Annotated in this window: 28 protein-coding genes and 7 pseudogenes; 8 read left to right on the forward strand and 27 right to left on the reverse strand. The window is 62.1% G+C overall.

The annotated features are described in order from the left end of the window. Positions 1–4 precede the first annotated feature (4 nt). From ACFQAU_RS17235 to fabD, 22 genes and pseudogenes are all read right to left on the reverse strand, one after another. Positions 5–663, reverse strand: a pseudogene (locus ACFQAU_RS17235) (phage tail tape measure protein). Next, positions 656–868, reverse strand: a complete 213-nt coding sequence (locus ACFQAU_RS17240) for a rcc01693 family protein (protein WP_132443553.1) — start codon at positions 866–868, stop codon at positions 656–658. The pseudogene ACFQAU_RS17235 and the gene ACFQAU_RS17240 overlap by 8 nt, the downstream one beginning before the upstream one ends. Next, the gene (locus tag ACFQAU_RS17245; protein WP_067938697.1) at positions 865–1,179 is read right to left on the reverse strand and encodes a gene transfer agent family protein; all 315 of its coding nucleotides are present in this window, start codon (positions 1,177–1,179) and stop codon (positions 865–867) included. The genes ACFQAU_RS17240 and ACFQAU_RS17245 overlap by 4 nt, the downstream gene beginning before the upstream one ends. 2 nt (positions 1,180–1,181) lie before the next feature. Beyond that, positions 1,182–1,604 (reverse strand): phage major tail protein, TP901-1 family, encoded by a 423-nt coding sequence (locus ACFQAU_RS17250; RefSeq protein ID WP_067624345.1) that lies wholly within the window; start codon positions 1,602–1,604, stop codon positions 1,182–1,184. 35 nt (positions 1,605–1,639) lie between these two features. Beyond that, positions 1,640–1,900, reverse strand: coding sequence for a tail completion protein gp17 (gene gp17 / locus ACFQAU_RS17255; protein WP_386283651.1), 261 nt, complete (start codon positions 1,898–1,900; stop codon positions 1,640–1,642). Beyond that, the gene (locus ACFQAU_RS17260; RefSeq protein ID WP_386283654.1) at positions 1,881–2,048 is read right to left on the reverse strand and encodes a hypothetical protein; all 168 of its coding nucleotides are present in this window, start codon (positions 2,046–2,048) and stop codon (positions 1,881–1,883) included. The genes gp17 and ACFQAU_RS17260 overlap by 20 nt, the downstream gene beginning before the upstream one ends. Further along, positions 2,045–2,382, reverse strand: a pseudogene (locus tag ACFQAU_RS17265) (phage head closure protein). Before ACFQAU_RS17265 ends, ACFQAU_RS17260 begins: the two are co-directional and overlap by 4 nt. Then, the gene (locus ACFQAU_RS17270; RefSeq protein ID WP_132443556.1) at positions 2,379–2,978 is read right to left on the reverse strand and encodes a head-tail connector protein; all 600 of its coding nucleotides are present in this window, start codon (positions 2,976–2,978) and stop codon (positions 2,379–2,381) included. Before ACFQAU_RS17270 ends, ACFQAU_RS17265 begins: the two are co-directional and overlap by 4 nt. Positions 2,979–3,144: 166 nt before the next feature. Then, positions 3,145–4,322: pseudogene (locus ACFQAU_RS17275) on the reverse strand (phage major capsid protein). 36 nt (positions 4,323–4,358) lie between these two features. Then, a pseudogene (locus tag ACFQAU_RS17280) lies at positions 4,359–4,951 on the reverse strand (HK97 family phage prohead protease). Positions 4,952–4,990: 39 nt separating this feature from the next. Continuing rightward, positions 4,991–5,218, reverse strand: a complete 228-nt coding sequence (locus ACFQAU_RS17285; protein ID WP_386283658.1) for a GTA head formation protein, RCAP_rcc01685 family — start codon at positions 5,216–5,218, stop codon at positions 4,991–4,993. Next, positions 5,208–6,380, reverse strand: a complete 1,173-nt coding sequence (locus tag ACFQAU_RS17290; RefSeq protein ID WP_386283661.1) for a phage portal protein — start codon at positions 6,378–6,380, stop codon at positions 5,208–5,210. Before ACFQAU_RS17290 ends, ACFQAU_RS17285 begins: the two co-directional genes overlap by 11 nt. A gap of 129 nt (positions 6,381–6,509) precedes the next feature. Next, positions 6,510–7,878: pseudogene (locus ACFQAU_RS17295) on the reverse strand (DNA-packaging protein). Continuing rightward, complete coding sequence (locus ACFQAU_RS17300) at positions 7,787–7,987, reverse strand: hypothetical protein (protein WP_386283664.1); 201 nt, start codon at positions 7,985–7,987, stop codon at positions 7,787–7,789. The pseudogene ACFQAU_RS17295 and the gene ACFQAU_RS17300 overlap by 92 nt, the downstream one beginning before the upstream one ends. 365 nt (positions 7,988–8,352) lie before the next feature. Further along, complete coding sequence (gene mltG / locus ACFQAU_RS17305) at positions 8,353–9,537, reverse strand: endolytic transglycosylase MltG (protein ID WP_132443559.1); 1,185 nt, start codon at positions 9,535–9,537, stop codon at positions 8,353–8,355. Beyond that, a pseudogene (gene fabF, locus ACFQAU_RS17310) lies at positions 9,538–10,796 on the reverse strand (beta-ketoacyl-ACP synthase II). Between the two features lie 155 nt (positions 10,797–10,951). Then, the gene (locus ACFQAU_RS17315) at positions 10,952–11,485 is read right to left on the reverse strand and encodes a GNAT family N-acetyltransferase (RefSeq protein WP_132443561.1); all 534 of its coding nucleotides are present in this window, start codon (positions 11,483–11,485) and stop codon (positions 10,952–10,954) included. Positions 11,486–11,644: 159 nt separating this feature from the next. Continuing rightward, positions 11,645–11,878, reverse strand: coding sequence for an acyl carrier protein (locus ACFQAU_RS17320; RefSeq protein ID WP_067261852.1), 234 nt, complete (start codon positions 11,876–11,878; stop codon positions 11,645–11,647). Positions 11,879–12,080: 202 nt separating this feature from the next. After that, the gene (gene fabG, locus ACFQAU_RS17325; protein WP_067626654.1) at positions 12,081–12,818 is read right to left on the reverse strand and encodes a 3-oxoacyl-[acyl-carrier-protein] reductase; all 738 of its coding nucleotides are present in this window, start codon (positions 12,816–12,818) and stop codon (positions 12,081–12,083) included. 22 nt (positions 12,819–12,840) lie between these two features. Continuing rightward, positions 12,841–13,407, reverse strand: coding sequence for a hypothetical protein (locus tag ACFQAU_RS17330; protein ID WP_132443562.1), 567 nt, complete (start codon positions 13,405–13,407; stop codon positions 12,841–12,843). A 94-nt stretch (positions 13,408–13,501) separates the two neighbouring features. Beyond that, entirely contained in the window at positions 13,502–13,810 is a 309-nt protein-coding gene (locus ACFQAU_RS17335) for a hypothetical protein (RefSeq protein ID WP_386283672.1), read from the reverse strand. Positions 13,811–13,827: 17 nt separating this feature from the next. Beyond that, complete coding sequence (gene fabD, locus ACFQAU_RS17340) at positions 13,828–14,760, reverse strand: ACP S-malonyltransferase (RefSeq protein ID WP_386283675.1); 933 nt, start codon at positions 14,758–14,760, stop codon at positions 13,828–13,830. A gap of 214 nt (positions 14,761–14,974) precedes the next feature. Here fabD and rpsF point away from each other — a divergent pair, with 214 nt between their 5' ends. The 6 genes from rpsF (at position 14,975) to ACFQAU_RS17370 (ending at position 19,314) form a co-directional block, all read left to right on the forward strand. Beyond that, positions 14,975–15,328, forward strand: coding sequence for a 30S ribosomal protein S6 (gene rpsF / locus ACFQAU_RS17345; RefSeq protein ID WP_007119975.1), 354 nt, complete (start codon positions 14,975–14,977; stop codon positions 15,326–15,328). A gap of 28 nt (positions 15,329–15,356) precedes the next feature. Continuing rightward, positions 15,357–15,584: a 30S ribosomal protein S18 gene (gene rpsR, locus ACFQAU_RS17350; protein ID WP_005852865.1), complete on the forward strand. Its 228-nt coding sequence runs from the start codon at positions 15,357–15,359 to the stop codon at positions 15,582–15,584. An 11-nt stretch (positions 15,585–15,595) separates the two neighbouring features. Next, positions 15,596–16,222 carry a 50S ribosomal protein L9 gene (gene rplI, locus ACFQAU_RS17355; protein WP_120350864.1) on the forward strand — a complete coding sequence of 209 codons (627 nt, stop codon included), beginning with the start codon at positions 15,596–15,598 and terminating at the stop codon, positions 16,220–16,222. 157 nt (positions 16,223–16,379) lie between these two features. Beyond that, the gene (locus ACFQAU_RS17360) at positions 16,380–16,670 is read left to right on the forward strand and encodes a hypothetical protein (protein WP_067626666.1); all 291 of its coding nucleotides are present in this window, start codon (positions 16,380–16,382) and stop codon (positions 16,668–16,670) included. A 127-nt stretch (positions 16,671–16,797) separates the two neighbouring features. Then, the gene (locus tag ACFQAU_RS17365; protein WP_240791532.1) at positions 16,798–17,283 is read left to right on the forward strand and encodes a lytic transglycosylase domain-containing protein; all 486 of its coding nucleotides are present in this window, start codon (positions 16,798–16,800) and stop codon (positions 17,281–17,283) included. 72 nt (positions 17,284–17,355) lie between these two features. Continuing rightward, the gene (locus ACFQAU_RS17370) at positions 17,356–19,314 is read left to right on the forward strand and encodes a bifunctional 2',3'-cyclic-nucleotide 2'-phosphodiesterase/3'-nucleotidase (RefSeq protein ID WP_132443565.1); all 1,959 of its coding nucleotides are present in this window, start codon (positions 17,356–17,358) and stop codon (positions 19,312–19,314) included. A gap of 464 nt (positions 19,315–19,778) precedes the next feature. Here ACFQAU_RS17370 and tig read toward each other — a convergent pair whose 3' ends face one another. The 3 genes from tig to ACFQAU_RS17385 all read right to left on the reverse strand — a co-directional run bounded on the left by tig (position 19,779) and on the right by ACFQAU_RS17385 (position 22,596). Next, on the reverse strand, positions 19,779–21,110 hold the full coding sequence (tig, locus tag ACFQAU_RS17375) for a trigger factor (RefSeq protein WP_120350861.1): 1,332 nt from the start codon (positions 21,108–21,110) through the stop codon (positions 19,779–19,781). Positions 21,111–21,264: 154 nt separating this feature from the next. Then, positions 21,265–22,185, reverse strand: a complete 921-nt coding sequence (locus tag ACFQAU_RS17380) for a calcium/sodium antiporter (protein WP_132443566.1) — start codon at positions 22,183–22,185, stop codon at positions 21,265–21,267. A 126-nt stretch (positions 22,186–22,311) separates the two neighbouring features. After that, a complete protein-coding gene (locus ACFQAU_RS17385; protein ID WP_067938722.1) occupies positions 22,312–22,596 on the reverse strand; it encodes a DUF2312 domain-containing protein in 285 nt (94 codons plus the stop codon). A gap of 107 nt (positions 22,597–22,703) precedes the next feature. Between ACFQAU_RS17385 and ACFQAU_RS17390 the strand changes: the two genes are divergently transcribed. Beyond that, on the forward strand, positions 22,704–22,943 hold the full coding sequence (locus ACFQAU_RS17390; protein WP_205570913.1) for a hypothetical protein: 240 nt from the start codon (positions 22,704–22,706) through the stop codon (positions 22,941–22,943). A gap of 140 nt (positions 22,944–23,083) precedes the next feature. Continuing rightward, the gene (locus ACFQAU_RS17395; protein WP_386283687.1) at positions 23,084–23,569 is read left to right on the forward strand and encodes a TIGR01244 family sulfur transferase; all 486 of its coding nucleotides are present in this window, start codon (positions 23,084–23,086) and stop codon (positions 23,567–23,569) included. On the opposite strand, the pseudogene ACFQAU_RS17400 reads toward ACFQAU_RS17395, so the two are convergent. Both ACFQAU_RS17400 and ACFQAU_RS17405 read right to left on the reverse strand, forming a co-directional pair. Then, positions 23,520–26,191 (reverse strand): annotated as a pseudogene (locus ACFQAU_RS17400) (ATP-binding protein); the annotation flags it as partial. The gene ACFQAU_RS17395 and the pseudogene ACFQAU_RS17400 sit on opposite strands and share 50 nt — an antisense overlap. After that, the gene (locus tag ACFQAU_RS17405; RefSeq protein WP_132443568.1) at positions 26,191–26,493 is read right to left on the reverse strand and encodes a hypothetical protein; all 303 of its coding nucleotides are present in this window, start codon (positions 26,491–26,493) and stop codon (positions 26,191–26,193) included. The pseudogene ACFQAU_RS17400 and the gene ACFQAU_RS17405, both read right to left, overlap by 1 nt. Positions 26,494–26,499: the final 6 nt, after the last annotated feature.

Here is a 26,499-nt window from a genome sequence, read left to right on the forward strand (position 1 = left end):
CGGCTTATCGGTTGCGGTTGCCCGTGCTGAGAGCGCGGCTTAGTTGAGCGGCAATCTGGCTTTGGCTGCGCTGAAACCCCTGCACATCGGGCGTGGTGATGTTCATCACGATGGTGGTCGCACCCCCGCCATTGCCGCGCACCCACAGCTTGCCATCCGCCCCCGGGCCAGCGGCATGATCGCCTCTGGCCCGGCCTCTCCCATCAGCCCCGTGCCGCCGCGCATCGGAAACGCGGTGGCCGAAGTCACCACCCCGCCCTGCGCAAACGGCATGACCTTGCCTTGGGAAAAGGGTGCGCCATTGGCGAAGGGCAAAATGCCTTCCACAACACTGCCCACCCCATCGCTGATCAGCCCGCCGAAGTGATCCGTCACCGGGCGCATCGCGGCGTTGTAGGTCGTACGGATCATCGATTGCGCCAAGTCGCTCAGCGCGTCCGACAGTTTGGCGCCGTCAAAAACTACCCCGTCGAACGCCCGGCGCAGCCCTCGGCTCAGCCCTTTTTCGAGGGTCGCCACATCTTTGCCCGTCGCGGAAAGCGCACTGCGCATGCGCCGCAACTCACCGTCGAACCCGGCAACCAAACCGCTGGTTTGAGCCAGCGTCTCATTCAGCCCGTCAGCGCGGCTCTCAAGGTTCTCGAAATCATCAAAGTCAGCCATCATCGGCCCCTTTCATCTCGTCTGGATAGGCGGCCATCAGCGCGGCGAGGCCCTCACTCAGCAGCGGCGCTGCCGCGGACGGTGGGCCCAGCATCAACTGCAACTCCGCCGGCGTCAGCGCCCAGAATTGATCCGGCGGCAGGCGCAATCGTGACAGGCCCATCCGCAGCAGGGCGGGCCAGTCAAAGCCCTGCGCCGTGCTCACGCCTGCACCGTAAAGGCCCGCGCCAGCAATTCCGCCGCCGCTCGTGCCGCCGCCATTGGCCCGCCCTCAATCTGCGCATGTTCAAGCGTTGCGGCGTCCATCACCGCTCCGCCCCCGCGCAGCCCGGCAAGCAGCAGGGCCAGCACATCGCGACTGGAAAAGCGATTGCTTTCAAACCGCTCCACCAAGGCCACAAGGCTGTCGGCCTCCAACGTCGCCTCCAACTCGGCCAAGGCGCCAAGGGTCAGCCGCGCCTGATGCCGCTTGCCATCGATCACCAGGCTCACCTCGCCGCGCCATGGGTTTGCCATGGTCACACCACCACGTCGGGGGTAAAGACCAGCTCTCCCGCAGATTGCAGGCTCAACTCAAACGTGGCCTCCCCATTCAGGGACCCCGCGTATTCAAGGGCAGAGACCTGAAACGGCCCCTGCACCACACCGAAATCCGGGATGATGACCTGAAAATCCGGCGTCAGCCCGTTAAAGAACAACTGCCGCGCCCGTTCATCCGTGCCCGCATCGCGAAACACCCCCGAGCCACTGATCGCGGCCGAGCGTACCCCCGCGCCCGCCAGCAACTCCCGCCAACCCCCGCTTGAATCGAGCGAGGTCACATCCACCGTTTCGGCGTTGAAACTCACCCGCTTGGCCCTCAGCCCGGCGATCGTCTCGAACTGACCATCGCTGGTCATATCCACTTTGACCAAAAGGTCTTTGCCCGCTTGCACTGCCATCTCTATCTCCTCGCACCAATCTAGAATCTGAAGTCTTACGCATCCGCGACCCGGGCGCGGAATTGCAGGTCGATCTGCCGCCCCGCGGCCCCGTCGATCCGCCGTGCCGTCGCTTTGAGAAAGGCCATATCCACCACATGCCCGCGGCTAAGCGCTGGCTGCGCCCCATGCAGCAAATCGCAGATCACAGCCGCGCAGCCCTTCGCCGTGCTGAACCCAGGCGCGCTGGTGATCACCGACAGGGTGAGGCGGTGGTCCGCGCCCGCGCCCTCGGGGTCAGACGCATCCTTCGCCATCTCCTGCCCAAGCAGAACGTAGGTCTCGGGCAAGCTCCCCCGGCACCGCGTCATAGACCGCATCGCCGATCATGGCCGTGAGCCCCGGATCACTCTGCAACAGGTCATAGACCGCCGCCTGCAAAGCCCCTGAAAGCGCGTAGGTCATACCGCCACCTCCTCATCGGCAAAGCAGGTCAGATACCGCCCGCCTGCATCGCTCTCGGCCACCGCCCGGATCACGAAAACCCGCGTGCCTTCCCGAAACCGCTGATCCGGCGTCGGCCTGTCGGGCGCGCCCTGCGGTGCCGCGCGGACCGTGATCTTGAGCCCCATCCGGCTGACGGCCACCCCGCCTGCGGTGGTTTCCCGCCCCGTCCGCGCGCGAACCTCTGCCCAAAGGGTGCCCAAAGTCTGCCAGACTTCGGTATGCCCCCCGCGCCATCGCTCACCCGTTCTGGGGCTTCCAAGACCAACGGGCGGTTCAAATTCGGGCGGCTCATGCCGCACCACCAAAGCCGACACGTACGCGGCGGTAGCGCTCAATCAGGCTGCTGACACCAAAGGGCATGCACCCTTCGCCAAGCGCCGTATCGTCGCGGTATTCATAATAATGTGCCGCCAGCAGCATCACCGCTTGGGCCAGATCATCCGGCAGTCCGGCCCAATCGGCGGCCATGCCTGCGTCGAAACTGATCAGCGCGGCCCCGGCACTCGGGATGCGGGGCAAGGCGGCTGTGCTGGCGCGCAACCGCGGCGCTTGCGCATCGCGCTCCAGCCAATAGCGGTCGGGGTCAACCAGCGTCTCTGCCCCATCACGCGCGACCAATGCCACCCGCGCGACCTCCTGCACGGGCGCCACCGGCAAAACCTGCGCCGCCGCATCGCGCCAAAAGGTCAGCGACAGGGCAAAACGCCGGGTGATCAACACCTTCCCCGTCCGCGCCTCCACCGCCGCGATTGCCGCGCGCAGGAAACTGCGCAACATCGGATCCTGAAGGCCGTCCTGCCCAAAACCGCTGCCAAGGCGCAGATGCATTCTGAAGGCCTCAACCGGCAAGACCGCATCCGGCACATTTGTCTCTTCGATCAACATCATCGAAAGTCTCCAAAATTCGCTCCCTCGCCCCATGGGGCCATGCGCTTATTCCCGGACGCGCACCGGTTGCATTGCTCGGTCGGAGGGGAGCAGCTAGACAACACAACCTTGCAGGCGCACGTCCGGACCGGGGCCAAGTTGCCCCGGCCCCGGCTTCGGCACCGGCTTACGCCAGGCCGAATTTCATCAGCTTGATCGCCGCGAAATCGCTCACGTCACCGCCGACACGTTTGGTCGCATAGAACAGCACATGCGGCTTGGCGCTGAAGGGATCGCGCAGGATCCGCAGATCGGGGCGCTCAGCCACCGTGTACCCGGCCGAGAAGTCACCAAATGCAATAGCCATCGCATCCGTCGCCGGGTCGGGCATATCCTCGGCCACCAGCACCGGATATCCCATCAACCGCGCAGGCTCTCCCGCGGCCAGCCCATCCGACCACAGAAAGCGCCCGTCGGTGTCTTTCAACTTGCGCACCTTGGCCGTGGTCTTGGAGTTCATCACGAAGACCGCGTTCTTGCGGTAAGCCGCGCCAAGGGCGTAGACCAATTCAATGATCGCATCCGCCTCGGGATTGGCGTTGGTGCCGCTGGGGACATAGCCCAGATTGCCCCAGCTCCAGACGTCGTTATCGACCGCCGGATGGCTCAAAAACCGGTCGGTTTGTCGATCCCATCACCGCTGACAAAGGCCGCCGCCTCGGCCCGTGCGAATTTGTCGGCGATGCGGCCCGCCAGCCAGCCTTCGATATCAAAGGCGCTGTCGTCCAGCAGCCGTTGGCTTGCCTTGGGCAGGGCGCTCAACTCATGCAGCGGCACGGTGATCCGGTCGATCTGCGGCGTGTCCGTCTCGGCCTGCGCACCACTTTCGGTGGCCCAGCCCGCCCCCACATCGGCATGATCGACCAGCACGTCATAAGACGTGGCCTCGACCTGCACCACCGCCGCAATCGCGCGGATCGATGCGCCGGAATTCAGCACCGATTGCACCCGCTCCGATGTCTGCGGATCCACCAGATAGCCGCCATCCGAGTTCACCGCCGTCGACATCGATTTGCCGTCCAGTTCCAGCCCCCGCAGCCCATCGTCATCGCCATTGCGCAGATAGGCGTCAAAGGCTTTCTTATGCGGTGCATCTTGCTCAATCGCGCCGCCCAAAGGGCTGCGGGCAGGCAGGGTCATCTTGCGGTCCATCATGGCAATTCGCTCTTCTGATTGTTGAAGTTTCGTATTGATCTCGGCCCGAAAGCCGTTGAAGTCACTGACAAAACCGCTCACGGCCTGCCGCACTTCCTCCGCCGGGGACAGGTCTTCGCCCGCCTTTGTGCTCATCTCGCTCTTGGTCATTGCTTTTCCTCTGATCTTGCTCAGTCAAACTCAGGCTCAGCCGCGCGCCATATCGCGCCGCGCCGCGTCAAAGGCCGCCGCCATGTCCCGCAGAACATCAACCACAGCCTTGAAATCCCCCTTGGACCCCACCCGCGCCGAGGGCAGCATCGGAAAGGTCACCAAAGACACCTCCCAAAGCTCCAACTCCGTCAGCAGCCGTTGCCCCTTGGTATTCTTGCCCGCCTTCACGGTGCGGTAGCCGATGCTGAGCCCGTCGATGGCTCCCGCCTCAATCAACGCGGCCGCTTCCCGCCCCTTGGCAACACTGCTCAGGATGCGCCCCTTGACCCACAGGCCCCGGCCATCTTCATGCACCTCGTCCCAGACCCCGATGGGCTGGCCGGGATCATGCTGCCACAGCATTTTGACGCTGCGCCCGGCTTTCGTGACTTGGGCAAGGCTCGCCGCATAGGCGCCGGCTTCCACCACGTCGCCCCCTGATCCACCGCACCAAAAAGGCTGGCGTATCCGCTGATCTCCAGCCCGCCTTCCACCTCAGCCACCGTGCCGAAACGGGCGAACTTATGTTCCAAAGCGGCCCCAGCACACAGACCTTCCCCGTTCTCCGGCAAAGCGCCGAAGTTCATCATCTGATAACCCATTGTTATTTCCTCTTTTTCAGCCCGCTACGGCGCCACCACCAGAAAAGATTGCACCGCCTGCGCCAAGATCACCGCGACCACGCCGTAAACCGTCAACCACAAGCGCCGTTCCAGCCGTTCCATCATCTGCTCGATCCGGTCGAGACGCTTTTGCATGTTCTCGCGGTGTACCGCGCTCAGCGTCTCATGCGCCTGAAGCCGCAATCCCGGCGCGCATTCGAACCGCTCGATCTCGCGCAATTCAGGCATCATTCGCCACCGCAGGCAGCCCCAACAGGGCGCGCTTTTCCGCATCGCTCAAGAACGCCGCTGCCGAGACCCGCGACCATTGCGCATCCCTCTCGGCCGCCAAGGCCGGCACTTGGTCCAAGTCCGGCTTCAAACTCACCGTCTCGCCCAGATACCCGCTTAACCACTCCGCCAGCGCAGCCGTCACCCGTGTCGCCAGCGGCAGAACGGTCAGACGATAGAATGCCCGGTGCGCCTCCTGATAATTGGCATAGGTCGCATCCCCCTGCACCCCGATCAGCATCGGCGGCACCCCAAAGGCGAGCGCAATTTCACGCGCCGCACTCTCCTTGGTTTTCTGAAACTCCATGTCCGAGGGCGAAAACCCCATCGGCTTCCAATCAAGCCCACCTTCCAGCAACATCGGTCGCCCCGCATTGCGCGCGCCCTGATGATGGCTTTCCATCTCGCTCACCAGCCGATCATACTGATCCTCACTCAGCTTGCCCTGCCCCTCGGCCCCGCAATAGACAATCGCCCCCGATGGCCGCGCCGCGTTATCGAGCAGCGCCTTCGACCAACGGCTCGCGGCGTTATGCACATCCATCGCCATCGCCGCCGCCTGCATCGGGCTAAAGCCATAGTGATCGTCCTGCGGGTGAAAATTCCGAATATGACAAACTGGCGTCACCGTCCCGCTGGCGTCAAAGCGATGCTTGCGCCCGCCCACCGCATATTCATAAGCCACCGGCCAACCATCCGCCCCCGGCACCACGCTCATCCGATCTGAGCGCAGCACATGCAGCTCGACCGCCCCCCCCTCGCCGCCCACCGCTTCGACATAGCCATCGCCGCTCAACAGCATCTGACCATACAGCGCCTCAAGCAACTCTGCCCGGCCTTGCCCCGCATTCGGGCGGCGCATCAATTCCATCAGCGGGTGTTCATCATAGCGCCGCGCCGCGTCCTGCACGACCAGCGGCAGCGCCGCCGCCGCCTCGGCAATCAACTTGACCGAGCGAAACCCCACCGGATTGCCGCAAAAGCCCGAGCGCGTCAGGCTCACACTGTCCCGCGGGCTCCAGGCGACACGACCAGAGGTTTGATAGGCCACGACCGGCCCGGTCGCCGAAGCTTTCTGCTCAACGGTCTCAGCCGCGCCGCGCCGTAGAAAATCGAATACCATCTGTCGCTCCTCATTCTGCTCGGCCTTGGCTGCGGCCTGTGCCCCATGCTGCTCGGCGTTGTCAGACTTTCTCAATTAAGTCTTAACGGCCGGGTAACCGACCGCACGCTCCCCTGCGCAACGCCCGCCTTACAGGCTCCGCACCCCCGGGCTGCGCCACTGCGATGCAGGCTCGATCATCAGCTCATGCAGTGCCCAGACCAGCGCATCGACCCGGTCCGGGCTGCCCTTGCCCTCATAGCCCCGCGCGGTCATCAGACACATCTGATCCTCCAATGCATCCAGACCCGGCAAATGGCTCACCCGCCCCTGCTCATAAAGCGCCGCCACCGGCTCTGCCCGCGCGACCTTGCCCCGCGCCGCATGCACCGTCTTAAGCGATACCAGCGGATCAACTTGCCGCAGCACCTCGGAAACCAACTGCCCCCTTGGTTTACCTCGGCCACCAAACGGTCCGCCCCATAGCGCGTCATCGCCGCAATCGCCGCCTGCGCCCAGCCATTGGGCGTGGCCCCCTGCACCGTGCAATCAGCCAAGACCACTGCCCGCCAATCCTGCGGCGGCCCCTTGGTCTGCGCGCCCACCGCAACGATCCCGCACTCATCCGAGCCCGCCCCACTCGTCGTCGCCGGGTCCAAACCCACCACGATCCGGTCCAGATCCGGCACCTCTCGCACCCGCCCCGCCTCCAGCAAAGAAGAGGTCCACAGCGCCCCCTCTGCATCCGCCAGCAAAACCCCATCCAACTCCTGCCGCCCCAGCCGCGTCCCGCGATAGCGCGCCCGCACTTCTTCAAGGAAAGACCCTGCCAAGTTCGCCGCATTCGCTTCGGTCGGCGCATGGGTCGTCACCGTCGAAGGCGCGGCCAAGAGCGCCTTCAACACATCCACATTGCGCGGCGTCGTCGTCACACAGACCTGAGGCCGATCGCCCAAACGCAGCGCAAACTGCAACTGGTCCCAAGCCTCCTGCCCGCGCTTCCATTTCGCCAGTTCATCCACCCAAGCCGCATCAAACTGCGGCCCGCGCAGCCCTTCGGGGTCATGCGCCGTATGCACCGTGGCAATCGCCCCGTTGGGCCAAATCAAGCGCTTGCGCGTCGCCTCCCAATCGGGCCGCCGATCCGGTGGGCTACAGGCCAGTATCCCGCTGTCGCCAAAAATCATCACCTCGCGCACCTGCTCAATGGTCTCCCCCACCAGCGCCACGCGGCTACACGCGCCCGCATCCAACGGACGGCTCCCCTCAACCTTGCTACGCACCCATTCCGCCCCGGCACGGGTCTTGCCCGCACCGCGCCCGCCCATGATCACCCATGTCCGCCAATCCCCCTCAGGCGGCATCTGATGGTCCAAGGCCCAGAACTCGAACAAAAAGGGAGAGCCAGAAGCTCTCCCTCATCTAGGTCATTCAGAAACTGCGCCTGGGTCAGAGCATCGGCGCAGGCGATCCAGCTTGCACCCGATGTCAGCCCGCGCTTTATCCATGTCGAGGGCATAGCCCCCGCGCGCGATTCCAGCTTGTCGGTTTCGACAGTCATTCAGCGTGTTCTCCGCTTTCAGGCAATGCGCCAGCAATCCCGCCACTTTGGACGTGTTGCCAGACACCGCAGTTTCCTTGAGTTCCCCCCGGACCGGGTCTGTTCCGTCAGACCTTCGATTTCCCGACGCAGTGCGCCGATTGCTTCTTGGAGACCGCGCAGAATTTCCGCGCTGTCTTCCGTTTCTTGCTCCGGGGTAATTATCGTCATCGCTTTACCTCTCGTTGGTTTTCCCCAACCGAGCAGGCACAAAAAAACGACCACCGGGTCACCCCGGGGCCGTTCGCCCATGTCTTCTAGCGTGTCATAAGTTCTACGTCAGGCCGTGCGCAAAGTCAAGAAAAACTGTGTTAACAAGACCTTACGCCGCCGCGCGGAGACCCCCATCGGCAAGCAAAAACCCCGCTGTCTCCAGCGGGGTCTCTAGTCGTTTCAGTTACCACCTGTTGAGGCATTCCCCGCCGCTTCCGCGCCGCGCTCCGCCTCGATCTGACGCCAACGCGCCACGTTGCGGTTATGCTCATCCAAGGTCTCGGCAAAAGCGTGCCCCCCGGTGCCATCCGCCACGAAGAAGACGAAATCCGTCTCCGCCGGTTGCGCCGCAGCCATCAAGCTTGCACGGCCTGGGTTGGCAATAGGGGTCGGCGGCAGACCGTTGATTACATAGGTGTTCCACGGCGTCTCTGCCCGCAGCTCAGAGCGGCGCAAACCGCGGCCCAACACGCCCTTACCCTCGGTCACACCATAGATTACCGTCGGGTCCGTTTGCAGACGCATGCCTTGGTTCAGACGGTTCACGAAAACGCTCGCCACCTGCTCACGCTCCGCCGCCACACCGGTTTCCTTTTCGATGATCGAGGCAAGGATCAACAGTTCCTCCGGCGTCTCAATGGGCAGATCAGGGTCGCGCGCTTCAAAGGCCTGCGCCAACAGCACCCGCTGCGCTGCCGTCATCCGCGCGATCACCTCGGCGCGGTCATCACCGGGACGCACTTCATAACTGTCTGGCGCAAGGCTGCCCTCAGCGGGGAGGTCTTCAACCTCACCGGTCAATTGCTCGACCTGTTTCAGCGCTTCGACAACCTGCCAGCTTGTCACGCCCTCGGCCAATGCCACCCGAAACCGCGTGTCGTTCTTGCTAGAGATTTCGGAGTATGCCTCAGGGGTCTCTTCCTCACCCGGCGTGAACTCCGCGCGCTCAACAAACCGGCTTGTGACCGGGTCCAACTCGCGGACCTGCACGCTTACGCGGTTCACGCCCACGCGGTACACAACCTCGGTGCCGCAGGTGCTGGCCCCGCCTTGGGTCACGATATCCACGATCCCCTGCATCGACGTGCCGGGCTGCACAAGAAAGCTGCCCGCTTTCAGGCTGCTCGACTTCTCCTCGTAATCCGCGCCCATGCGAAAGAGCGCGGGCGAAGAGACCGCGCCCTGTTCCTCAAGGCTCTGGCTGACCTGCCGCATGTTCGAGCCGCGCTCGACCTGCACACAGATCGCCTGCTCCAATGGCCCTTCGGAGACATAGGTCGTCTTGCCCCAGAGGATGATCCCCCCAAGCAGAAACAGGCCGACCAACAGAAACGTCACGGCGTTAGAAGCGATATGACGCCACATTTAGCGGACTTTCCCAAACAGTACCGATGCGTTTGTGCCGCCAAAGCCGAACGAATTGCTCAGCGCCACGTCGATCTTGCGCTCGACCTTTTTGTTCGGCGCCAGATCAATCGGTGTCTCAACCGCTGGGTTATCAAGGTTGATGGTCGGCGGTGCCACCTGATCGCGGATCGCGAGCATGCAGAAAATCGCCTCAATCGCGCCAGCAGCCCCCAAAAGGTGTCCTGTCGCGGATTTGGTAGAGGACATGGTGACCTTGTCCGCCGCATCGCCCATCAAACGCTCAACCGCTCCCAACTCGATGGTGTCGGCCATGGTCGAGGTGCCATGCGCGTTGATGTAATCCACATCCGCTGGCTCAAGACCCGCGTTCTTCAGCGCCGCACGCATGGAACGTTCGCCACCTTCGCCGTCTTCCGATGGAGCCGTGATGTGATGCGCGTCGCCCGACAGGCCATAGCCCAGCACTTCGGCATAGATTTTTGCACCGCGCGCCTTGGCGTGCTCATACTCTTCCAGCACCACGATGCCCGCGCCCTCGCCCATAACGAAACCGTCACGGTCTATGTCATAGGGGCGGCTGGCTTTCTTGGGGTCGTCGCCGCGTTTGGTCGACAGCGCCTTACAAGCGTTGAAACCCGCCATCCCAATCTCACAAATCGCCGCCTCTGCGCCGCCTGCAATCATCACATCCGCATCGCCGTATTTAATCAGACGCGCCGCATCACCGATGGCATGCGCCCCGGTGGAGCAGGCGGTCACGACCGAATGGTTCGGCCCCTTGAAACCGTAGCGGATCGAGACCTGACCCGAGATCAGGTTGATCAACGCGCCGGGCACGAAGAACGGGCTCACGCGGCGCGGACCCTTTTCGGCCATCATCACGGCGGTATTGGCAATGGAGTTCAACCCGCCGATGCCCGAGCCGATCAACACGCCGGTGCGCTCTTGATCTTCCTTCTCGGTTGGCAACCAACCCGAATCCTCAACCGCCTGCTGGGCGGCGGCCATGCCGAACAGAATGAAGGTATCTACCTTCCGCTGCTCTTTCGGCTCCATGTATTTGTTTGCGTCAAAGGTGCCATCGCTGCCATCGCCCAAAGGCACTTCGCAGGCGTATTGGGTCACCAATTTGCTGGGATCAAAGCCGGTGATCGGTCCGGCCCCGGATTGCCCATCAAGGATCCGTTTCCAGCTTTCTTCCACGCCGTCCGCGAGGGGGTAACCAAACCCAAACCCGTTACTACAACTCTGCGCATCTTAGTGCCCCTTGCCGATAATCTCTCGGCGAACCTCTTACCCTGCAAAAGCCTGTAGGCACAAGCATATCGGCGGTGGTCCGCAGGCATAGCACAAAAATGCCGATCCTCTGATTCACGCGGCTATTGCCCCGAATGACGGGATTGCGGCAGGCTCACCCCGGCGGGCCGCGCCGGGTTAACAAATGTACAGGGCCGCCCTCAGTGCTTGCCTCACGTAGCGGCTGATATCCAAGCGCGCCCGCGATCCGCAATGCCGCTTCGTTCTTGGCAGAGATCACACAAACCGTCCGCCCCGTGATGACCCGATCAAACCACTCATGCGCCGCCCGCGCTGCTTCAACCCCTAAACGCTGATCCTGTGCCTGTGGGGCCAAGACCAGTCGCGCTTCGGGGTAAGTATCGAAATCCTCACCAAAATTGCGCGAGCCAAAGACGAAACCGGTTTGGCCCAACATCTCTCTCTGCCGATGAAGTTGCACCGCCCACTGCCCAAATCCCGTGATCTGCCAATGGCCTGCATTGCGCAGGAAGGCGTCCCAAGATTGCGCCTTCGCCCGAGGCCGATCAAGTATCCGGTCCGCCACACCTGGCATCGCCCAGATCTCGGCGTAACGCTCAAAATCCTCGGCCCGCATGGCACGCAGGGTCAGTCTGGCTGTGTTGATGGTCGGGATCGTTCGGGACATGGGGTGAATTGCCTTCACACTTGAAACTTCTTGGCGAAGACATGCGGCCTCAGCACCAGAGGGACAAGCCCAGCCCGTTGCGGCAAATAAAAACGGCGTCATTCCGCTAGGAACAACGCCGCTTTCAAATCTCAATTCTGCCGGTTGCCCGGCAAAGCCTTAGGAGGCTTCTTTGATGAACTTGACCGCATCGCCAACGGTCTGGATGTTCTCAGCGGCGTCATCGGGGATCTCGATGCCGAACTCTTCTTCGAACGCCATCACCAGTTCCACTGTGTCAAGGCTGTCAGCGCCGAGATCGTCGATGAACGACGCATTCTCAGTCACTTTGTCCTCTTCCACGCTCAGGTGTTCTACAACGATCTTTTTCACGCGGTCTGCGACGTCGCTCATAATAAGTCCTCATGTCTTCGGGCCATTCAGGCCCCTTTTGGTTTCCGCCCGCCGATGATCAGCGTTTGGAGGATGCCCCAAAAGGGGCGGCTATTTTCCTTGTTCGCACAAGGCGGAGGGGGCAATCAAGCACCCTTCGTTTCGATTCTGCGCCCCCTTTAGCACATGCCGAAGGCTTGGCAAACGCTATTGCAGCGCAGGGTCACAACATGGCCATACCGCCGTTCACATGCAAGGTGGTCCCTGTCACATAAGCGGCCTCGGCACTGGAAAGATAGACCACGGCGGCGGCGATCTCATCCGGATCGCCCATGCGACCGGCGGGAATTTGCCCCATGATTCCAGACTTTTGCTCGTCCGTCAGCTTGTCTGTCATGGCGGTGGTGATAAAGCCCGGTGCCACGGCATTCACCGTGATCCCACGGCTTGCCACCTCATAGGCCAGCGACTTGGACATGCCCACAACACCCGCTTTGGAGGCCGCATAGTTTGCTTGACCGGGGTTGCCCGTGGCCCCCACCACGCTTGAGATATTCACGATCCGGCCCCAACGCGCCTTCATCATCCCGCGCATCACGCCTTTGCACAGCTTAAACGTCGCGGTCAGGTTCACATTCAGCACCGAATTCCATTCATCATCCGACATGCGCATGAACAAGTTATCGCGCGTGATCCCGGCGTTGTTCACCAGAATGTCGACCGAGCCCATCGCCTCAGCCGCTTGTTTCGGCAGGGCATCGACGGCTTCCATGTCGCTCAGGTTACAAGGCAGCACATGCGCCCGCTCGCCCAATTCGGCCTTCAGCGCCTCCAACGGTTCGGTCCGCGTGCCCGACAGCCCGACGGTCGCGCCTTGGGCATGCAATTTGCGGGCGATATCCGCGCCAATGCCGCCCGAAGCGCCAGTGATCAGGGCATTCTTTCCTGTAAGATCGAACATGTCTCTTCCTTTATTCTATCAGTCAGGGCCGCGTCAGCAGCCCGTAGCGGCGAATTTCATCCGCTGTCATCCTGTGTATCCCGTCAGATGGCGCGGCCTGCAAGGTAAACCAGTAAAAGCCGTCATTGCCTAGCATCTCGGCCATATAGCGCCGTGTCATCTGGTGTTTGGGCGATTGCCGTGGGTAGCTGCTGCCTTCGCGGTAACCATTGCGCCAGCTGTGCACGCGCAATGCCGCCGCCGGTGCCATACGCCGTTCAGCCCCGGCGATGAACAACTCAACACCCCCGGAATCAACCACACTATTCGCCCGCAGCTCAGTCGCCAGCCCCGCTGCGCGAATCTGACGCCCCATCCGGTGCGTCGCCTTGGCATCAATCGAGCCGTCGATCTGCCCCAGTACCACCGTATCAATTCGCCGGTTCTCGGCCAGATGGCGCGCGAAAGTCGCAGGCGTACGGCTAGTAATGGTGCCAGAAATTAGCAGATACGGCCCCTGAACCTGCATCCGCGTGCCATCACTGGCGTTTTCAATCGTGCCACAGGCCACGACCGAAAGCAGCAGCGCAAAGGCAGCGATCAGCCGCATCACGCCTCCGCTCCCAAAGGTGTCCGCTCTCCGGCGAGATAGCCCAGCACATCGACCACATCAAAGGCCAGCGAGATCAGCAAAGTCACCAAAATCACGCGAATGATCCAACGCGCGGCAATCGGCATGGCGTCTTTTGCCTGTTTGCGGAACAGATAGACCGCCAGCGGCCCCAGATCAGCAAATGCGGCAGGCCAAGCAGTTTGACGTATCCCATCTGCCGAAACATCCCGTAAACCGCAGCGCCGGTCAGGATGCTCGCCAAAACGGCAATCACCCCGACCCTGCGGCTTTGCGGCCAGATCAGCAGCGCCAGCGGCAAGACGGCCACAGCAAAGACCAACCAGTTGAACCACCAGATCAGCCATTCCGGCAGCAGCGTCAGGGTTTCTTGCATCGTCATCTCGGCCCTCCGGGGCGTTACGCCTCTTTCGCGGCTGTGACCTCATCCGGCGTGCCGATGCTGCGGGTGGCGACGGATTTGTCGATCCGGCGGATCATGCCCGACAGCGCCTTGCCCGCGCCGATCTCCCATGCTTCGGTCACGCCCTGCGCGGCCATCCACTCAACCGAAGACCGCCAGCGCACCCGGCCTGTGACCTGCTCGACCAGCAACTCGCAGATCTTCGCGGCATCGGTGACGGCCTGCGCAGTGACATTGGCGACCAGCGGCACGACGGGATCATTAAACGTAACCTCACCCAAAGCGCGCGCCATCTCATCCGCCGCAGGCCCCATCAACGGGCAATGGAAAGGCGCAGAGACCGGCAGCAGCAACGCGCGTTTGGCGCCAGCATCCTTGGCCATGGCCACGGCACGTTCCACTGCGGCTTTGTGGCCCGACAATACGTTCTGGCTGGGGTCGTTCTCATTGGCGACCTGACAGACCTCGCCTTCGGCGGCGGCTTCGGCCAGTTTCTCGGTCTCTTCGATGCCAAGGCCAAGGATCGCCGCCATGGCCCCCTCACCCACTGGGACAGCGGCCTGCATCGCCTTGCCGCGAATGCGGAGCAGCCGTGCGGTGTCGGCTAGCGACAGCGACCCTGCGGCGCAAAGCGCGGAATATTCGCCAAGACTATGGCCCGCCACAAAGGCCGCTTTGCCAACCTCGATCCCTTCGGCCTTCAGCGCGGCCATCGCCGCCATCGACGTGGCCATCAACGCAGGCTGGGCGTTCTGTGTGAGGGTCAGCGTCTCGATGTCCCCCTCCCAGATCAGGTCAGACAGTTTTTCGCCAAGGGCGTCATCGACTTCTTGGAAAACGGCGCGGGCTTCAGGATAGGCTTCGGCCAGATCGCGGCCCATGCCGATGGTCTGGGCACCCTGGCCCGGGAAAACGAATGCAATGCTCATGGTTGCGGCCTCTCTTATGCGTTTTGCCTGATGTATCCTCTGCGCCCCAGCCGAACAAGCCTTGCCGCAGGCGCTTGGGGCTTGCCGTGCGGCGCAAACCGTGTATACGGGCGCTTCCTTGCAAAGCATATGAACCGCGCAGACTCTCGTGGTGGGGTCGCAAGGATTTTGCCCCGCCTATGAAATGCGCCTTGATATAAATATAGGAGTGCACATGCCGCTATATGAGCATGTTATGATTGCGCGTCAGGACCTGTCCAACACGCAAGCAGAAGGCCTCATCGAACACTTTGGCACCGTCCTCGCGGACAACGACGGCAAGCTCGTCGACAGCGAGTACTGGGGCGTCAAAACGATGGCCTACAAGATCAACAAAAACCGCAAGGGCCACTATGCCTTCCTGCGTTCGGACGCCCCTGCGACCGCCGTGCAGGAAATGGAACGCCTGATGCGCCTGCATGATGACGTGATGCGCGTTCTGACCATCAAAGTTGATGAGCACAAAGAACTGCCGTCCGTACAGATGCAAAAGCGTGACGAGCGGCCCGACCGCCGCGAACGCCGTTGATCAACGCTTGAAGAAAAGGACTTAAATCATGGCTGCAAAACCATTTTTCCGTCGTCGTAAAGTGTGCCCTTTCTCGGGCGACAACGCACCTGCGATTGACTACAAGGACACACGTCTGCTGCAACGCTACATCTCTGAGCGTGGCAAGATCGTTCCTTCCCGTATCACCGCCGTATCGGCCAAGAAGCAACGCGAACTGGCCCGTGCCATCAAACGCGCTCGTTTCCTCGCCCTGCTGCCCTACGCCGTTAAGTAAGGAGAGAGCACATGCAAGTTATCCTTCTGGAACGTGTGGCCAAACTGGGCCAGATGGGCGAAGTCGTCGACGTGAAGTCGGGCTACGCTCGCAACTACCTTCTGCCCCAAGGCAAGGCGCTGTCGGCCTCCAAGGCCAACGTCGAAGCCTTCGAAGGTCAGAAAGCCCAACTTGAGGCGCAAAACCTCGAGACCAAAAAAGAAGCCGAAGCCATGTCGGAAAAGCTGAACGGTCAGCAATTCGTCGTGATTCGCTCTGCTTCCGACGCTGGCGCGCTTTATGGCTCTGTCACCACACGTGACGCCGCCGAAGCTGCAACAGCCGAAGGTTTCTCGGTCGATCGCAAGCAGGTTGTTCTGGGGCAGCCCATCAAAGATCTGGGTGTCCACGAAGTTCAGGTTGTTCTGCACCCCGAAGTGACCGCCACAATCGAGCTGAACGTTGCACGTTCGCCCGAAGAGGCCGAGCTTCAGGCGTCGGGCAAATCGATTCAGGAACTGGCCGCCGAAGAGGAAGCCGCAGCTGAATTCGAGATCTCCGAACTCTTCGACGACATCGGCTCTGCCGCTGACGAAGACGGCGACTCGGACGTGGTGCGCACCCCTGAGGGCGACGCGCAGGACGACAGCAACAGCTGATCCGACCCGATTTGACATGAAACGCCGCGCGGCTTTCCGCGCGGCGTTTTTTTATGCGCTAGCCTGTCGCAAGGCCCGTCTGCACCTCTCGCGCGAAATCCTGTAAAAACAGTCCATTCTGTGCTATGCTACCTCCATTCAGCATGGAGGATGACACATGCGTTACATCACCATCACCACCTGGGAGATCGCCGACGGGGCGGATTACGACGTGGCCCTACGCGCCATCGAAGAAAAGCGCCTGCCCGCCCTCAAAAGCTTTGGCGCTAGCCGCGTTACCGTGGTCCGCACCTCTGAGCGCACCAGTGCCGCAATCACCGAATGGCCCGACAAGGCCACGCGCGACGCTGCCGAACTCAAGATCGACGAGGTTCGCCGCTCGGTGAAGCGCGAAGATCAGACCCGCATGACCGGTGAAATGAAAGGCGAAATCGTCGCCGACGTCTAAGCGTGGCGGAAAGCCGCGCTTTGCGCCCCAACCGCTGGGCAAGGGGCCGCGTATGTTTTGCCGACCCGCTTGCCCGAAAGGCCCGCAGCGGTGATCTTCGCGCCGATATAACAAGCCTCGGTGCATCATGCCTCAGACAACACGCCGCATGTTTCTCTCTTTCATCGCTGCCAGTACGATCACCGCGTGCAGCGCTGCGCCCGAAGTCTCCCCCACGCCCCCGCAGCGCCCGGCCCTGCCCCTGCACCCGAATGAGACACCCGACCTGCGGCGCAAGATCAACCACTGGGCCGACTTCTACGATCTGCCGCGCCCTCTGGTTCATCGTCTGGCCATCCGCGAAAGCACCCATAACCCGCGCGCCCGCAACGGCCCATATTACGGCCTGCTGCAAATCCTGCCCGCCACCGCCCGCTCCATGGGGTTCCAAGGCAGCGCGTCTGACCTTTTGGACGCCGACACCAATCTGAAATACGCCCTGAAATACCTGCGCGGCGCTTGGCTTTTGTCCGACGGAGACCACGGCACCGCCATCAAGTGGTACGCCCGCGGCTATTATTACGAAGCCAAGAAACGCGGTATGCTGGTGGAAACCGGCCTGAGGGGCGGGTGATTAATTTTTAGGCTTGCGCGGCCTCTCGCTTCGCCGCAGGTAGGTGTTAATCACGTTAAGAAGGAACGCCGCATGACCCTCCGCCTCAACCGCCGTCACTTTCTCGCCGGCTCTGCCGGACTGCTGGCCCTTCACCCCTTCTCTCTCCGCGCTGCCGCCAATCAAGCGCACCTGCGACTGATGGAGACGACGGATCTGCATGTGCATGTCTTTCCCTATGACTATTACGCCGACAAAGAGGTCGACACCGTCGGGCTTTCCCGCACCGCCAGCATCGTCAAGTCGATCCGCGCCGAGGCGACCAATACGCTGATGCTCGACAACGGCGACTTCCTGCAGGGCAACCCGATGGGCGACTACATCGCCTATGAGCGCGGCATGAAAGAAGGCGACATGCATCCGGTGATCCAAGCGATGAATACGCTTGGCTTTGACGCCTCGACCTTGGGCAATCATGAATTCAACTACGGGCTTGATTTCTTGATGAAATCCCTCGCCGGGGCCGACTTCCCGGTGGTCAGCGCCAATGTCGTCAAAAAGGTCGGGGCCAAGCCCAGTGACGATGACACGCTGGTCAAACCCTATGTCTTACTGGACCGAATGTTGACCGATGGCGCGGGCGAGGCCCATCCAATCAAGATCGGCATCATCGGCTTTGTCCCGCCGCAGATCATGGCATGGGACCGCCGCCATCTCGAAGGCAAAGTGCAGGCGCGCGACATCCTCGAGACCGCCCGCGCTTGGGTGCCGCAGATGAAAGAGGCTGGCGCCGATATCATCATCGCGCTGTCGCATTCGGGCATTGGGGCCGCCAAAGAAGAAGACATGATGGAGAACGCTTCCGTCCCCCTCGCCGCCGTTGACGGGATCGACGCCATCATGACCGGGCACAGCCACCTCGTCTTCCCCTCGGGCAGCTATGCGGACTATCCCGGCGTGGATGTGAGCGCCGGCACGATCCACGGCAAGCCCGCCACCATGGGCGGCTTCTGGGGCAGCCATCTGGGCCTTATCGACCTGATGTTGGAACGCGACGCGGGCGGTTGGCGCATCGCCAGCCACAGCGCCGAGGCGCGGGCCATTTCGCAGCGCAACGAAGACCGCTCGGTCATGCCGCTGGTGGAAAGCGACGCAGAGGTTCTGGCCTCGGTTCAGCAAGACCACGACGAAACGCTCGCCTATGTCCGCCGCGCCGTGGGCAAGACCGACGCCAATCTACACAGCTATTTCGCGCTGGTGGCCGATGATCCGTCGGTGCAGGTCGTCTCAAACGCGCAGCGCTGGTACATCGCACAGATGCTGAAAGGGACCGAGCATGAGGGGCTGCCGATCCTGTCTGCCGCCGCCCCCTTCAAGGCCGGTGGCCGGGGCGGGCCAGAGTATTACACCGATGTCCCCAAGGGTGATGTGGCGATCAAGAATGTGGCTGACCTCTACCTCTATCCCAACACCGCCCGCGCCGTGCGCGTCACCGGTGCGCAGGTGAAGGATTGGCTTGAGCGGTCAGCGGGCATGTTCAACCAGATCACCCCCGGCGAGGCCAACCAGCCGCTGCTGAACCCAGAGTTCCCCAGCTACAACTTCGATGTGATCGACGGCGTAAGCTATCAGATCGACCTCAGCCAGCCGTCCAAATTCGGCCCCAAGGGAACCGTGGCGGACTCTGAGGCGAACCGGATCGTGAACCTTGAGTTCGAAGGGCAACCGCTTGATCCCAACGCCGAATTTATCATCGCCACCAACAACTACCGCGCCAGCGGTGGCGGCGCATTCCCCGGCGCGAAGGGCGATACCATCGTCTTTGAAGGCCCCGACACCAACCGCGACGTGATTGTGCGCTATATCGTCGAAAAAGGCACCATCAGCCCCCGCGCCGATGGCAACTGGCGCTTTGCCCCCATGGAGGGCACCAGCGTGATGTTCGAAACCGGACCGAAGGCCGCGGATTACGTGGATGAGGTGACCGGCGTGGCGATGGAACAGGTCGGCGATACGGAAAACGGCTTCGCCCAGTTCCGGATCACGTTGTAAGCTGTACGAGTTGGGGGGCGGACTATAGCAGGCCGCCTCTCTCCGCCGCCACTTAAGTTTCGATGTTGCCACAGAGGGCATCACCCTCCCCGTGGGGCGTTGCTACGCTTGGGTTCCCCGGTAATATGCCGAAACCGCTAACGCGCCAACCATCTGACGTTGCAAAATCGCCCTCCGGAGGGAAAGCGATGCCCGGTGTACCACCGGGGCGGGACATCTGTGATCCGTGGCTGATGTTCCTGCCAAGGTTCGGTAAACCTTCTGGCTCAGTCATTGGAGGCGGCAAGAAGGCCAGCAAACCGACTCTCACCACTGCCAAGTTTGGACATAGCGAAACCGCCCTCTGCAACTGAGGGTGATGCCCGCCATCCCGCCGGACGGCCCATTTCAACAACAACACCCCCAAACGAAACAAGGGCGACGGTCGCCCGTCGCCCCTGCCCCGTAATCCGATCCGGTAAGACTTATTCGTCTTCCAGTTCCTCAACAGCCTTCTGCAGCTCTTCTTTCGAGATTTCTTTCTCGGTCACTTTGGCCTGTTCGACCACGTGATCGACAACCTTGTCCTCAAAGATCGGCGCGCGCATCTGCTGCTGCATCTGTTGGTTTTGCTGAACGAATTCAAAGAACTGGCGCTCTTGACCCGGGTACTGACGCGCCTGGTTCATGATCGCTTGGGTCATCTCGGCGTCTGTCACCTGAACGTCGGCCTTCTGGCCCAGTTCGGCCAGCAGCAGGCCAAGACGCACACGGCGCTCGGCCAGTGTCTTGTGCTCGTCTGAGGGCTCGATCTCGGGGTGATCGTGGCCTTCTACGTCAGGGTTTTCCTCGTGCCACAGCTGATGTGCAATCTGCTTTGCTTCGGCGTCAACCAGCGAGGGCGGCAGGTCAAAGCTTACTTCTTTGTCCAGCGCGTCCAGCAGGTTACGCTTCATCACGGCGCGCGAGGCACCGGCGTATTCCGCTTCCAGACGCTCGGCGATCTGACCTTTCAGCGCGTCGAGATCCTCGGCACCGAATTTCTTTGCCATCTCGTCGTTCACTTCAGCAGCGACGGGCTCTTTCACTTCTTTGACGGTGCAAGCGAAGGTCGCTTCCTTACCGGCCAGATGCTCGGCCTGATACTCTTCGGGGAAGTTCACGACGACGGACTTTTCTTCGCCCGCCTTAACGCCGACCAGCTGCTCTTCGAAGCCGGGGATGAAGGAGTTAGAACCCAGAACCAGCGGGTAATCTTCGGCAGCGCCACCTTCGAATTCTTCACCGTCGACGGAGCCTTTGAAGTCGATCACAACCTGATCGCCATCTTCCGCCTTGGCGCCCTCTTTGCGGGCTTTGAAGTCTTGTGCGGTTTCGGCAAGGCTTGCCAGGGCTTCTTCGACGGCGGCGTCATCGGCCTTGACCACCATCTTTTCCAGTTCGATCTTGCTCAGATCAACCTCGGGAATTTCGGGCAGCTTTTCGTAAGCCATGGAGACTTCGACGTCGTCGCCTTCTTTCCAGTCCTCATTGGTCATTTTGACCTCGGGCTGCATCGCGGGGCGGTCGCCGGACGTCTCAAAATGCTCTGCCATGGCGCCATCGATGCTTTCCTGCATCGCTTCGCCCATGATCCGCTGGCCGAACTGCTTTTTCAACAGCGCCATGGGAACCTTGCCCTTGCGGAAGCCCTTCATCTCGACTTCGGGCTGCGCTTCGGCCAGCTTTTCGTTGACCTTGGCTTCGAGTTCGGCGGCAGTCACGGTGATGTTGTAACCGCGTTTCAGACCTTCGTTCAGCGTCTCGTTGACCTGCATGTGTGCTCCATAGGGTAAGGCCGCGCGGCGGGGGCGCGGGCGAAAATTTGTGCCCTTCTATGGGGGTTGAACCGCCTGCGCAAGGGGGTCCGCGGCCCATCGCACCACATCCGCAGAAAACGCCCCCGCCCCCACGGCGGAACCCGCCCAGACCTCAGACCAAGAGCACCGCAATATAGCCCGCATAGGCCAATGCAAAGGTCGCCCCCTGACCGCGCGTCACGCGCCCGCCAAAGGCCGCGCAGGCGATCAGCGCCACGCTGGCCCCCAGCATCACCCAGATGTCGAGTGTGGCGATCTGAGCGGCCACATTGACCGGCTGGATCACCGCCGTGACCCCCAGCACACCAAGGATGTTAAAGATATTGGAGCCGACCACGTTGCCCAAAGCCACATCGCTCTGCCCGCGCCGGGCGGCGATGACCGATGTGACCAATTCCGGCATCGAAGTCCCCACTGCCACGATGGTCAACCCGATCACCGCCTCAGAGAGCCCCACGGCCTGCGCCAAGGCGACCGATCCCGTGACCAAAAAGCGAGCCGAGACGATGGTTAGAACCAGCCCACCCAACAACCACAATAACGCCAGCCCGATCCGTGCTTGATCCGGCAAAGGCTCCGCCGCCTGCTGGCTGTTTCGATCACTGCGAAAGGTATAAATCAGATAGGTCGCCAACCCCACGAGGGCCAAAATCCCCGCCAGCCGGTCGATGCGGCCCAGCATCACGAGGCCCAGACAAAGCAAGCTTGCCGCCAGCATCACTGTCCCGTCGCGCGCAAAGCTGCGCCGCGCGATGCCAATCGGCGCGATCAGTGCGGCAAGGCCGAGAATCAGCAGAATATTCGCGATGTTCGACCCGACGACATTGCCAAGCGCGATGTCCGGTGCCCCCAGCAAAGCCGCCTGAACAGAAGTCACCAATTCAGGCGCCGAAGTGCCAAACCCCACGACCGTCAGACCGATCACCAGTGGCGATAGCCCAACCCGCTGCGCCAGCGCCACCGCACCGCGCACCAGATACTCACCACCGAGCACGAGCCCCAGCAAACCGCCAAGGACAAACAAAATGTTCACGAGAAAAACTCACCGGTCTCAGACCATCGGGCGTCGCGGAGACCGCGCAGACGCCCGATGCAAATGGGCACGGGTGACCGGCATTCAAGGCCGCGCGGAAAATTCAGTTCCGCTGCGGCCGGGCGCTCACATGCCCAAGGCTTCTTTATACATCTCCATCACCGCTTCTTCTTCGGCGATGTCGTCCTTGTCACGCTTGCGCAGGGCGATCACCTTGCGCAGCACTTTGGTGTCGTAGCCACGCGATTTCGCTTCGGACATCACCTCTTTTTGCTGCTCGGCGAGGTCTTTCTTTTCGGCGTCCAAACGCTCGATCCGCTCGACGAACTGGCGCAGCTCATTGGCGGTGACCCGGTAGGTCGCATCGCCTTGGGATTCGACGACATCGGGGTTGGTGCTGGTATCGCTCATGGAAAGTCCTCACGGATTGGCTGGCTCTGGCGGGTGTGACTACAGGCTGGATGCCCAGCCCGCAAGCGGGACTTGCCCCCTTGGCGGTTTGGCGTAGCTCTGCCGCCATGGAAAGCGCAAACACATCTATTTTCGATCTCATGGTCTGGGGCGGCGCGGGTCTGTCCCTTCTGGGATTGCTCGGTCTTGGCTGGTGCATCGTCAAAGTGAGCCGTGCCAAACGCGCGCAGCTGGACGATGAGGCGATGCGCGTTGTATTGCGCAAAGTGGTGCCGTTGAACATGGGCGCGCTGTTTCTATCCGTCATCGGCCTGATGATGGTGATTTTGGGCATCTCTCTGGGCTGATCGAGGCGGCTGATCGGCGGGCGGTCGCGGCGGGTCTTAGCCGTCTCTGGACAGGGCCGCTGCATCTGCTTAAATCGACGCATGGATATTCGCCAAATCACCCCCGCTATTTCGTCGCCCCGCAGATCGAGCCCGATGACATGGAAAACCTGCGCGCCCAAGGCATCACCCGCATTCTGTGCAACCGCCCCGATGCGGAAGTGCCGCCCAGCCACCAAGCCGCCGCCATGCGCGAGGCGGCCGAGGCCGCAGGCATCGCCTTTGCCGAACAGCCGCTGACCCATCAAACCATGACCCCCGATGTCATTGCCAACAACCGCGCGCTTGGGGTTGAAACGGATGACACCGTGCTGGCCTATTGCGCCTCTGGCACCCGTTCGACCATCGCTTGGGCGTTGGGTCAGGCCGGGGAGATGGACAGCGACGCGATCATCGAAGCGGCGCGTCAGGGGGCTATGACCTTGAGAACATGCGCCCGATGCTGGGCCAGAGCTACAGCTAAGACCGCGTATCGGCCCCGACCACGGGGCCGACTACTGGGCCGGTGTCCTTTGCAGGCGGTGTCAGGACGCTCTGCGGCAATTGCACCCGGAACGCCGTGCCGGGCACATTCCCCAAAAAGCTGATCTCGCCGCCCAAGCGGCACATGATCTCGCGACAGATGGCAAGGCCAAGCCCCGCGCCATCGCCCTCTCCGGTGATGCGCGAAAATTTCTCGAAAATCAGCGCCTCTGAGCCCGCGTCGATCCCGTGGCCGTTGTCGACGAAATCGATCACCAGCCCCTGCGCCGTGACCTGTGCCGAGATCACCAGTTGCGGCTGATCTGCAGCGCAGTATTTGCGCGCATTGGTAACAAGGTTGATGAACACCTGCACCAGCCGGTCGAGGTCGCTGGTCAGGGTGATATCCTCAGCCTGCGGATCGCGCAGCACTTTAAGCGGTCGCGTGGCCCCGGCCTGCGCAGTGGTCACCGCCAGATCAAGCAGATCGCGCAGCTTGCCCTCCCGCTGGTTCAGCGTCACCTGCCCGTTCTCCAGCACAGACAGGTCCAGCAGATCGTCCAAGAGCCGGGTCAGGCGGATCGTCTCGCTGTGGATGATCGTGGCGTAGCGATTCTTATCCGCGTCCGTGAGACCCGGCGCGTCGCGTAGAATCTCCGAAAATGATCGGATCGACGTCATCGGCGTGCGCAATTCATGGCTGATTTGGCTCAGAAAACTGTCCTTTTGCAGCGACAGTTGAGTGAGCTTTTCATTCGCCGCGCGCAGCTGCGCCGCCGTTTCGGTCAACTCGCGCGATTTGGTTTCAAGCTGGCTGGAATACTCCAACATCTGCGCGGATTCGTCGGCCACGGCGAGCAGGTCTTGCACCGAAACAGACGCCCCGCCGACGATCTGCGCCACCATCGCATGGGCCGTCGCCGCCCCGACCGAAGCCGCCAACTCCCGCTCCAACGCCTGCACGAATCGCGGTGTGGGTTCCGGCAAGCGTTGCCCCTGCCCCTGCCGCTCGGCCTCACGGGTGAAAAACGCCTGCGCCTCCCGCGCGCCCAAGATCCGCTGCGCCATGATCATCAGGTCTTCGCTGCCCGCGACCGATGCCGTCCACCCCCGCGCCGGGCCGGAGTGGTCAAAGACATTGACGAATTGCGCGCCCTGAAGCCGCTCCAGCGGCGCGGGGAAACTGAAAAGTGAGACGACCACAAAAACCAGCGTGTTCAGCGCAAGGCTCCAGACCACCGCATGCACGGTCGGATCGATCCCGGCGATGCCGAACAGCGCCTCGGGGCGCAGCCATGCCAGCCCCCAAAGCCCGCTCTCCAAGGTCGCGCTCGACAATGCCACATCCGCGCCGAAACTGGGCAGCAGCATGGTGAAAACCCAGAGCACAAAACCCGTGCCCAGCCCACAAAGCGCGCCTGCCCGCGTGGCACCGCGCCAGAGCACGCCGCCCAGCATCGCTGGCAAAAACTGCGCCACCCCGCCGAAAGAGATCGTGCCAATCGCCGCCAGCGCCCCACTGCCGCCCGAGGCGCGGTAGTAAAGATAGCCCAAGCCCACCACGCAAAAGATCGACAGCCGCCGCGCGAGGATCACGATGTTGCGCACATCTCCCGATTGCGTCGCCCCATCGCGCCGCAAGGCCAGCCAGATCGGCATGACGATATGGTTGCTGACCATCGTTGATAGCGCCAGCGTGGCGACGATCACCATCGACGTGGCCGAGGAAAAACCGCCCAAGAAGGACAGCATCGCCAGCCCGTTCTGCCCTTGGCTAAGCGGCAGACTGAGGACAAACAGATCGGGGTTCGCGCCTTCAGGCATCAAGTCCAGCCCCACAACCGCGATTGGCACGACGAAAAGGCTCATCAGCATCAGATAAAGCGGGAAGGCCCAACTGGCGATCTGCAACTGGCGCTCGTCGTCATTCTCAACGACCATCACCTGAAACATGCGCGGCAGGCACAAAAGCGCGGCCCCCGAAAGGACCGTCAGCGCGGCCCAACGGCTGCCCTGCACCTCCCACTGGCCAATGGCCGAGGCATCGATCCGCGCCAAGGTCTCACCCAAGCCTCCGGCAAGACCCCAGATCACGTAGATACCGACCGCCACCAGCGCCAGCAGCTTGACCACAGCCTCCACCGCGATGGCGATGACAACGCCGTGGTGCCGCTCGTTCACGTTCAGGTTCCGTGTGCCGAAAAGCACCGTAAACAGCGTCAGCCCCGCCGCCACCCACAGGGCGGCCTGCCCGCGGTTGATGACATCGCCCCCGCCTCGGCCAGCGGCACATCGGGGGCGGCAAAAATCGACAGAGACAAGATAACTGATTGCAATTGCAGCGCAATATAGGGCGTTACGCCGATCACGGCCATGACCGTCACCACGATCGCCAGCGTGTTGGATTTGCCGTAGCGCGAAGAAATCAGGTCGGCGATAGAGGTCACACGATGGCTTCGTCCGATGCGCACCAAACGCCGCAGCCCCCACCACCAACCGATCATCACCAGCGACGGGCCAAGGTAGATCGTCACATATTCCAATCCCGACCGCGCGGCATAGCCGACCGCGCCATAAAAGGTCCAAGCGGTGCAATAGATCGACAGCGACAGGGTATAGACCAACGGCGAGCGCAGCAGCCAGCCGCCCTGCCCGCGCAGGGCCGCGCGTTCGGCGGCAAAGGCCACGATGAACAGCCCCGCGACATACATCAGACAGACCGCGACCAACTGGTTGAGCGACACCATCAGCGCGGCCCGTCTTTGGTATCGGCACCCCCGTCCGACGCCACATCGCGCGTGCGCCGCCAGAGCGCCCATGTCGCCAAGATCAGCAACGCCCAAACCCCAAAGAGATAGCGCAGCGCCACGCTCATCGCGATTGTCGGCTCACTGGGTTCGAGGGTGGCGTCAGGCAGGATCTCTGGCACGGGCCACAGCAACGGCACCATCCAAAGCATCAGCCCCAGAAACGGCAGCAACCGCACCGCATCCATCATGCGCCGCTGGCGGTAGCCGCGTTTTTCCAAAAAGATCGGAGGGCGTGGCATGGTGGG

The organism is Sulfitobacter profundi (assembly GCF_042661425.1).
Taxonomy (GTDB): domain Bacteria; phylum Pseudomonadota; class Alphaproteobacteria; order Rhodobacterales; family Rhodobacteraceae; genus Sulfitobacter; species Sulfitobacter profundi.

Coding starts and splice junctions, on each gene's coding strand:
- ACFQAU_RS17245 (WP_067938697.1), bottom strand. CDS start 1,179: ATGGCAAACCCATGGCGCGGCGAGGTGAGCCTGGTGATCGATGGCAAG.
- ACFQAU_RS17250 (WP_067624345.1), bottom strand. CDS start 1,604: ATGGCAGTGCAAGCGGGCAAAGACCTTTTGGTCAAAGTGGATATGACC.
- gp17 (WP_386283651.1), bottom strand. CDS start 1,900: ATGGCGAAGGATGCGTCTGACCCCGAGGGCGCGGGCGCGGACCACCGC.
- ACFQAU_RS17260 (WP_386283654.1), bottom strand. CDS start 2,048: ATGACCTACGCGCTTTCAGGGGCTTTGCAGGCGGCGGTCTATGACCTG.
- ACFQAU_RS17270 (WP_132443556.1), bottom strand. CDS start 2,978: ATGATGTTGATCGAAGAGACAAATGTGCCGGATGCGGTCTTGCCGGTT.
- ACFQAU_RS17285 (WP_386283658.1), bottom strand. CDS start 5,218: ATGATGCCTGAATTGCGCGAGATCGAGCGGTTCGAATGCGCGCCGGGA.
- ACFQAU_RS17290 (WP_386283661.1), bottom strand. CDS start 6,380: ATGGTATTCGATTTTCTACGGCGCGGCGCGGCTGAGACCGTTGAGCAG.
- mltG (WP_132443559.1), bottom strand. CDS start 9,537: ATGTGGCGTCATATCGCTTCTAACGCCGTGACGTTTCTGTTGGTCGGC.
- ACFQAU_RS17315 (WP_132443561.1), bottom strand. CDS start 11,485: ATGTCCCGAACGATCCCGACCATCAACACAGCCAGACTGACCCTGCGT.
- ACFQAU_RS17320 (WP_067261852.1), bottom strand. CDS start 11,878: ATGAGCGACGTCGCAGACCGCGTGAAAAAGATCGTTGTAGAACACCTG.
- fabG (WP_067626654.1), bottom strand. CDS start 12,818: ATGTTCGATCTTACAGGAAAGAATGCCCTGATCACTGGCGCTTCGGGC.
- ACFQAU_RS17330 (WP_132443562.1), bottom strand. CDS start 13,407: ATGCGGCTGATCGCTGCCTTTGCGCTGCTGCTTTCGGTCGTGGCCTGT.
- ACFQAU_RS17335 (WP_386283672.1), bottom strand. CDS start 13,810: ATGACGATGCAAGAAACCCTGACGCTGCTGCCGGAATGGCTGATCTGG.
- fabD (WP_386283675.1), bottom strand. CDS start 14,760: ATGAGCATTGCATTCGTTTTCCCGGGCCAGGGTGCCCAGACCATCGGC.
- rpsF (WP_007119975.1), top strand. CDS start 14,975: ATGCCGCTATATGAGCATGTTATGATTGCGCGTCAGGACCTGTCCAAC.
- rpsR (WP_005852865.1), top strand. CDS start 15,357: ATGGCTGCAAAACCATTTTTCCGTCGTCGTAAAGTGTGCCCTTTCTCG.
- rplI (WP_120350864.1), top strand. CDS start 15,596: ATGCAAGTTATCCTTCTGGAACGTGTGGCCAAACTGGGCCAGATGGGC.
- ACFQAU_RS17360 (WP_067626666.1), top strand. CDS start 16,380: ATGCGTTACATCACCATCACCACCTGGGAGATCGCCGACGGGGCGGAT.
- ACFQAU_RS17365 (WP_240791532.1), top strand. CDS start 16,798: ATGCCTCAGACAACACGCCGCATGTTTCTCTCTTTCATCGCTGCCAGT.
- ACFQAU_RS17370 (WP_132443565.1), top strand. CDS start 17,356: ATGACCCTCCGCCTCAACCGCCGTCACTTTCTCGCCGGCTCTGCCGGA.
- tig (WP_120350861.1), bottom strand. CDS start 21,110: ATGCAGGTCAACGAGACGCTGAACGAAGGTCTGAAACGCGGTTACAAC.
- ACFQAU_RS17385 (WP_067938722.1), bottom strand. CDS start 22,596: ATGAGCGATACCAGCACCAACCCCGATGTCGTCGAATCCCAAGGCGAT.
- ACFQAU_RS17390 (WP_205570913.1), top strand. CDS start 22,704: ATGGAAAGCGCAAACACATCTATTTTCGATCTCATGGTCTGGGGCGGC.
- ACFQAU_RS17395 (WP_386283687.1), top strand. CDS start 23,084: ATGGAAAACCTGCGCGCCCAAGGCATCACCCGCATTCTGTGCAACCGC.
- ACFQAU_RS17405 (WP_132443568.1), bottom strand. CDS start 26,493: ATGCCACGCCCTCCGATCTTTTTGGAAAAACGCGGCTACCGCCAGCGG.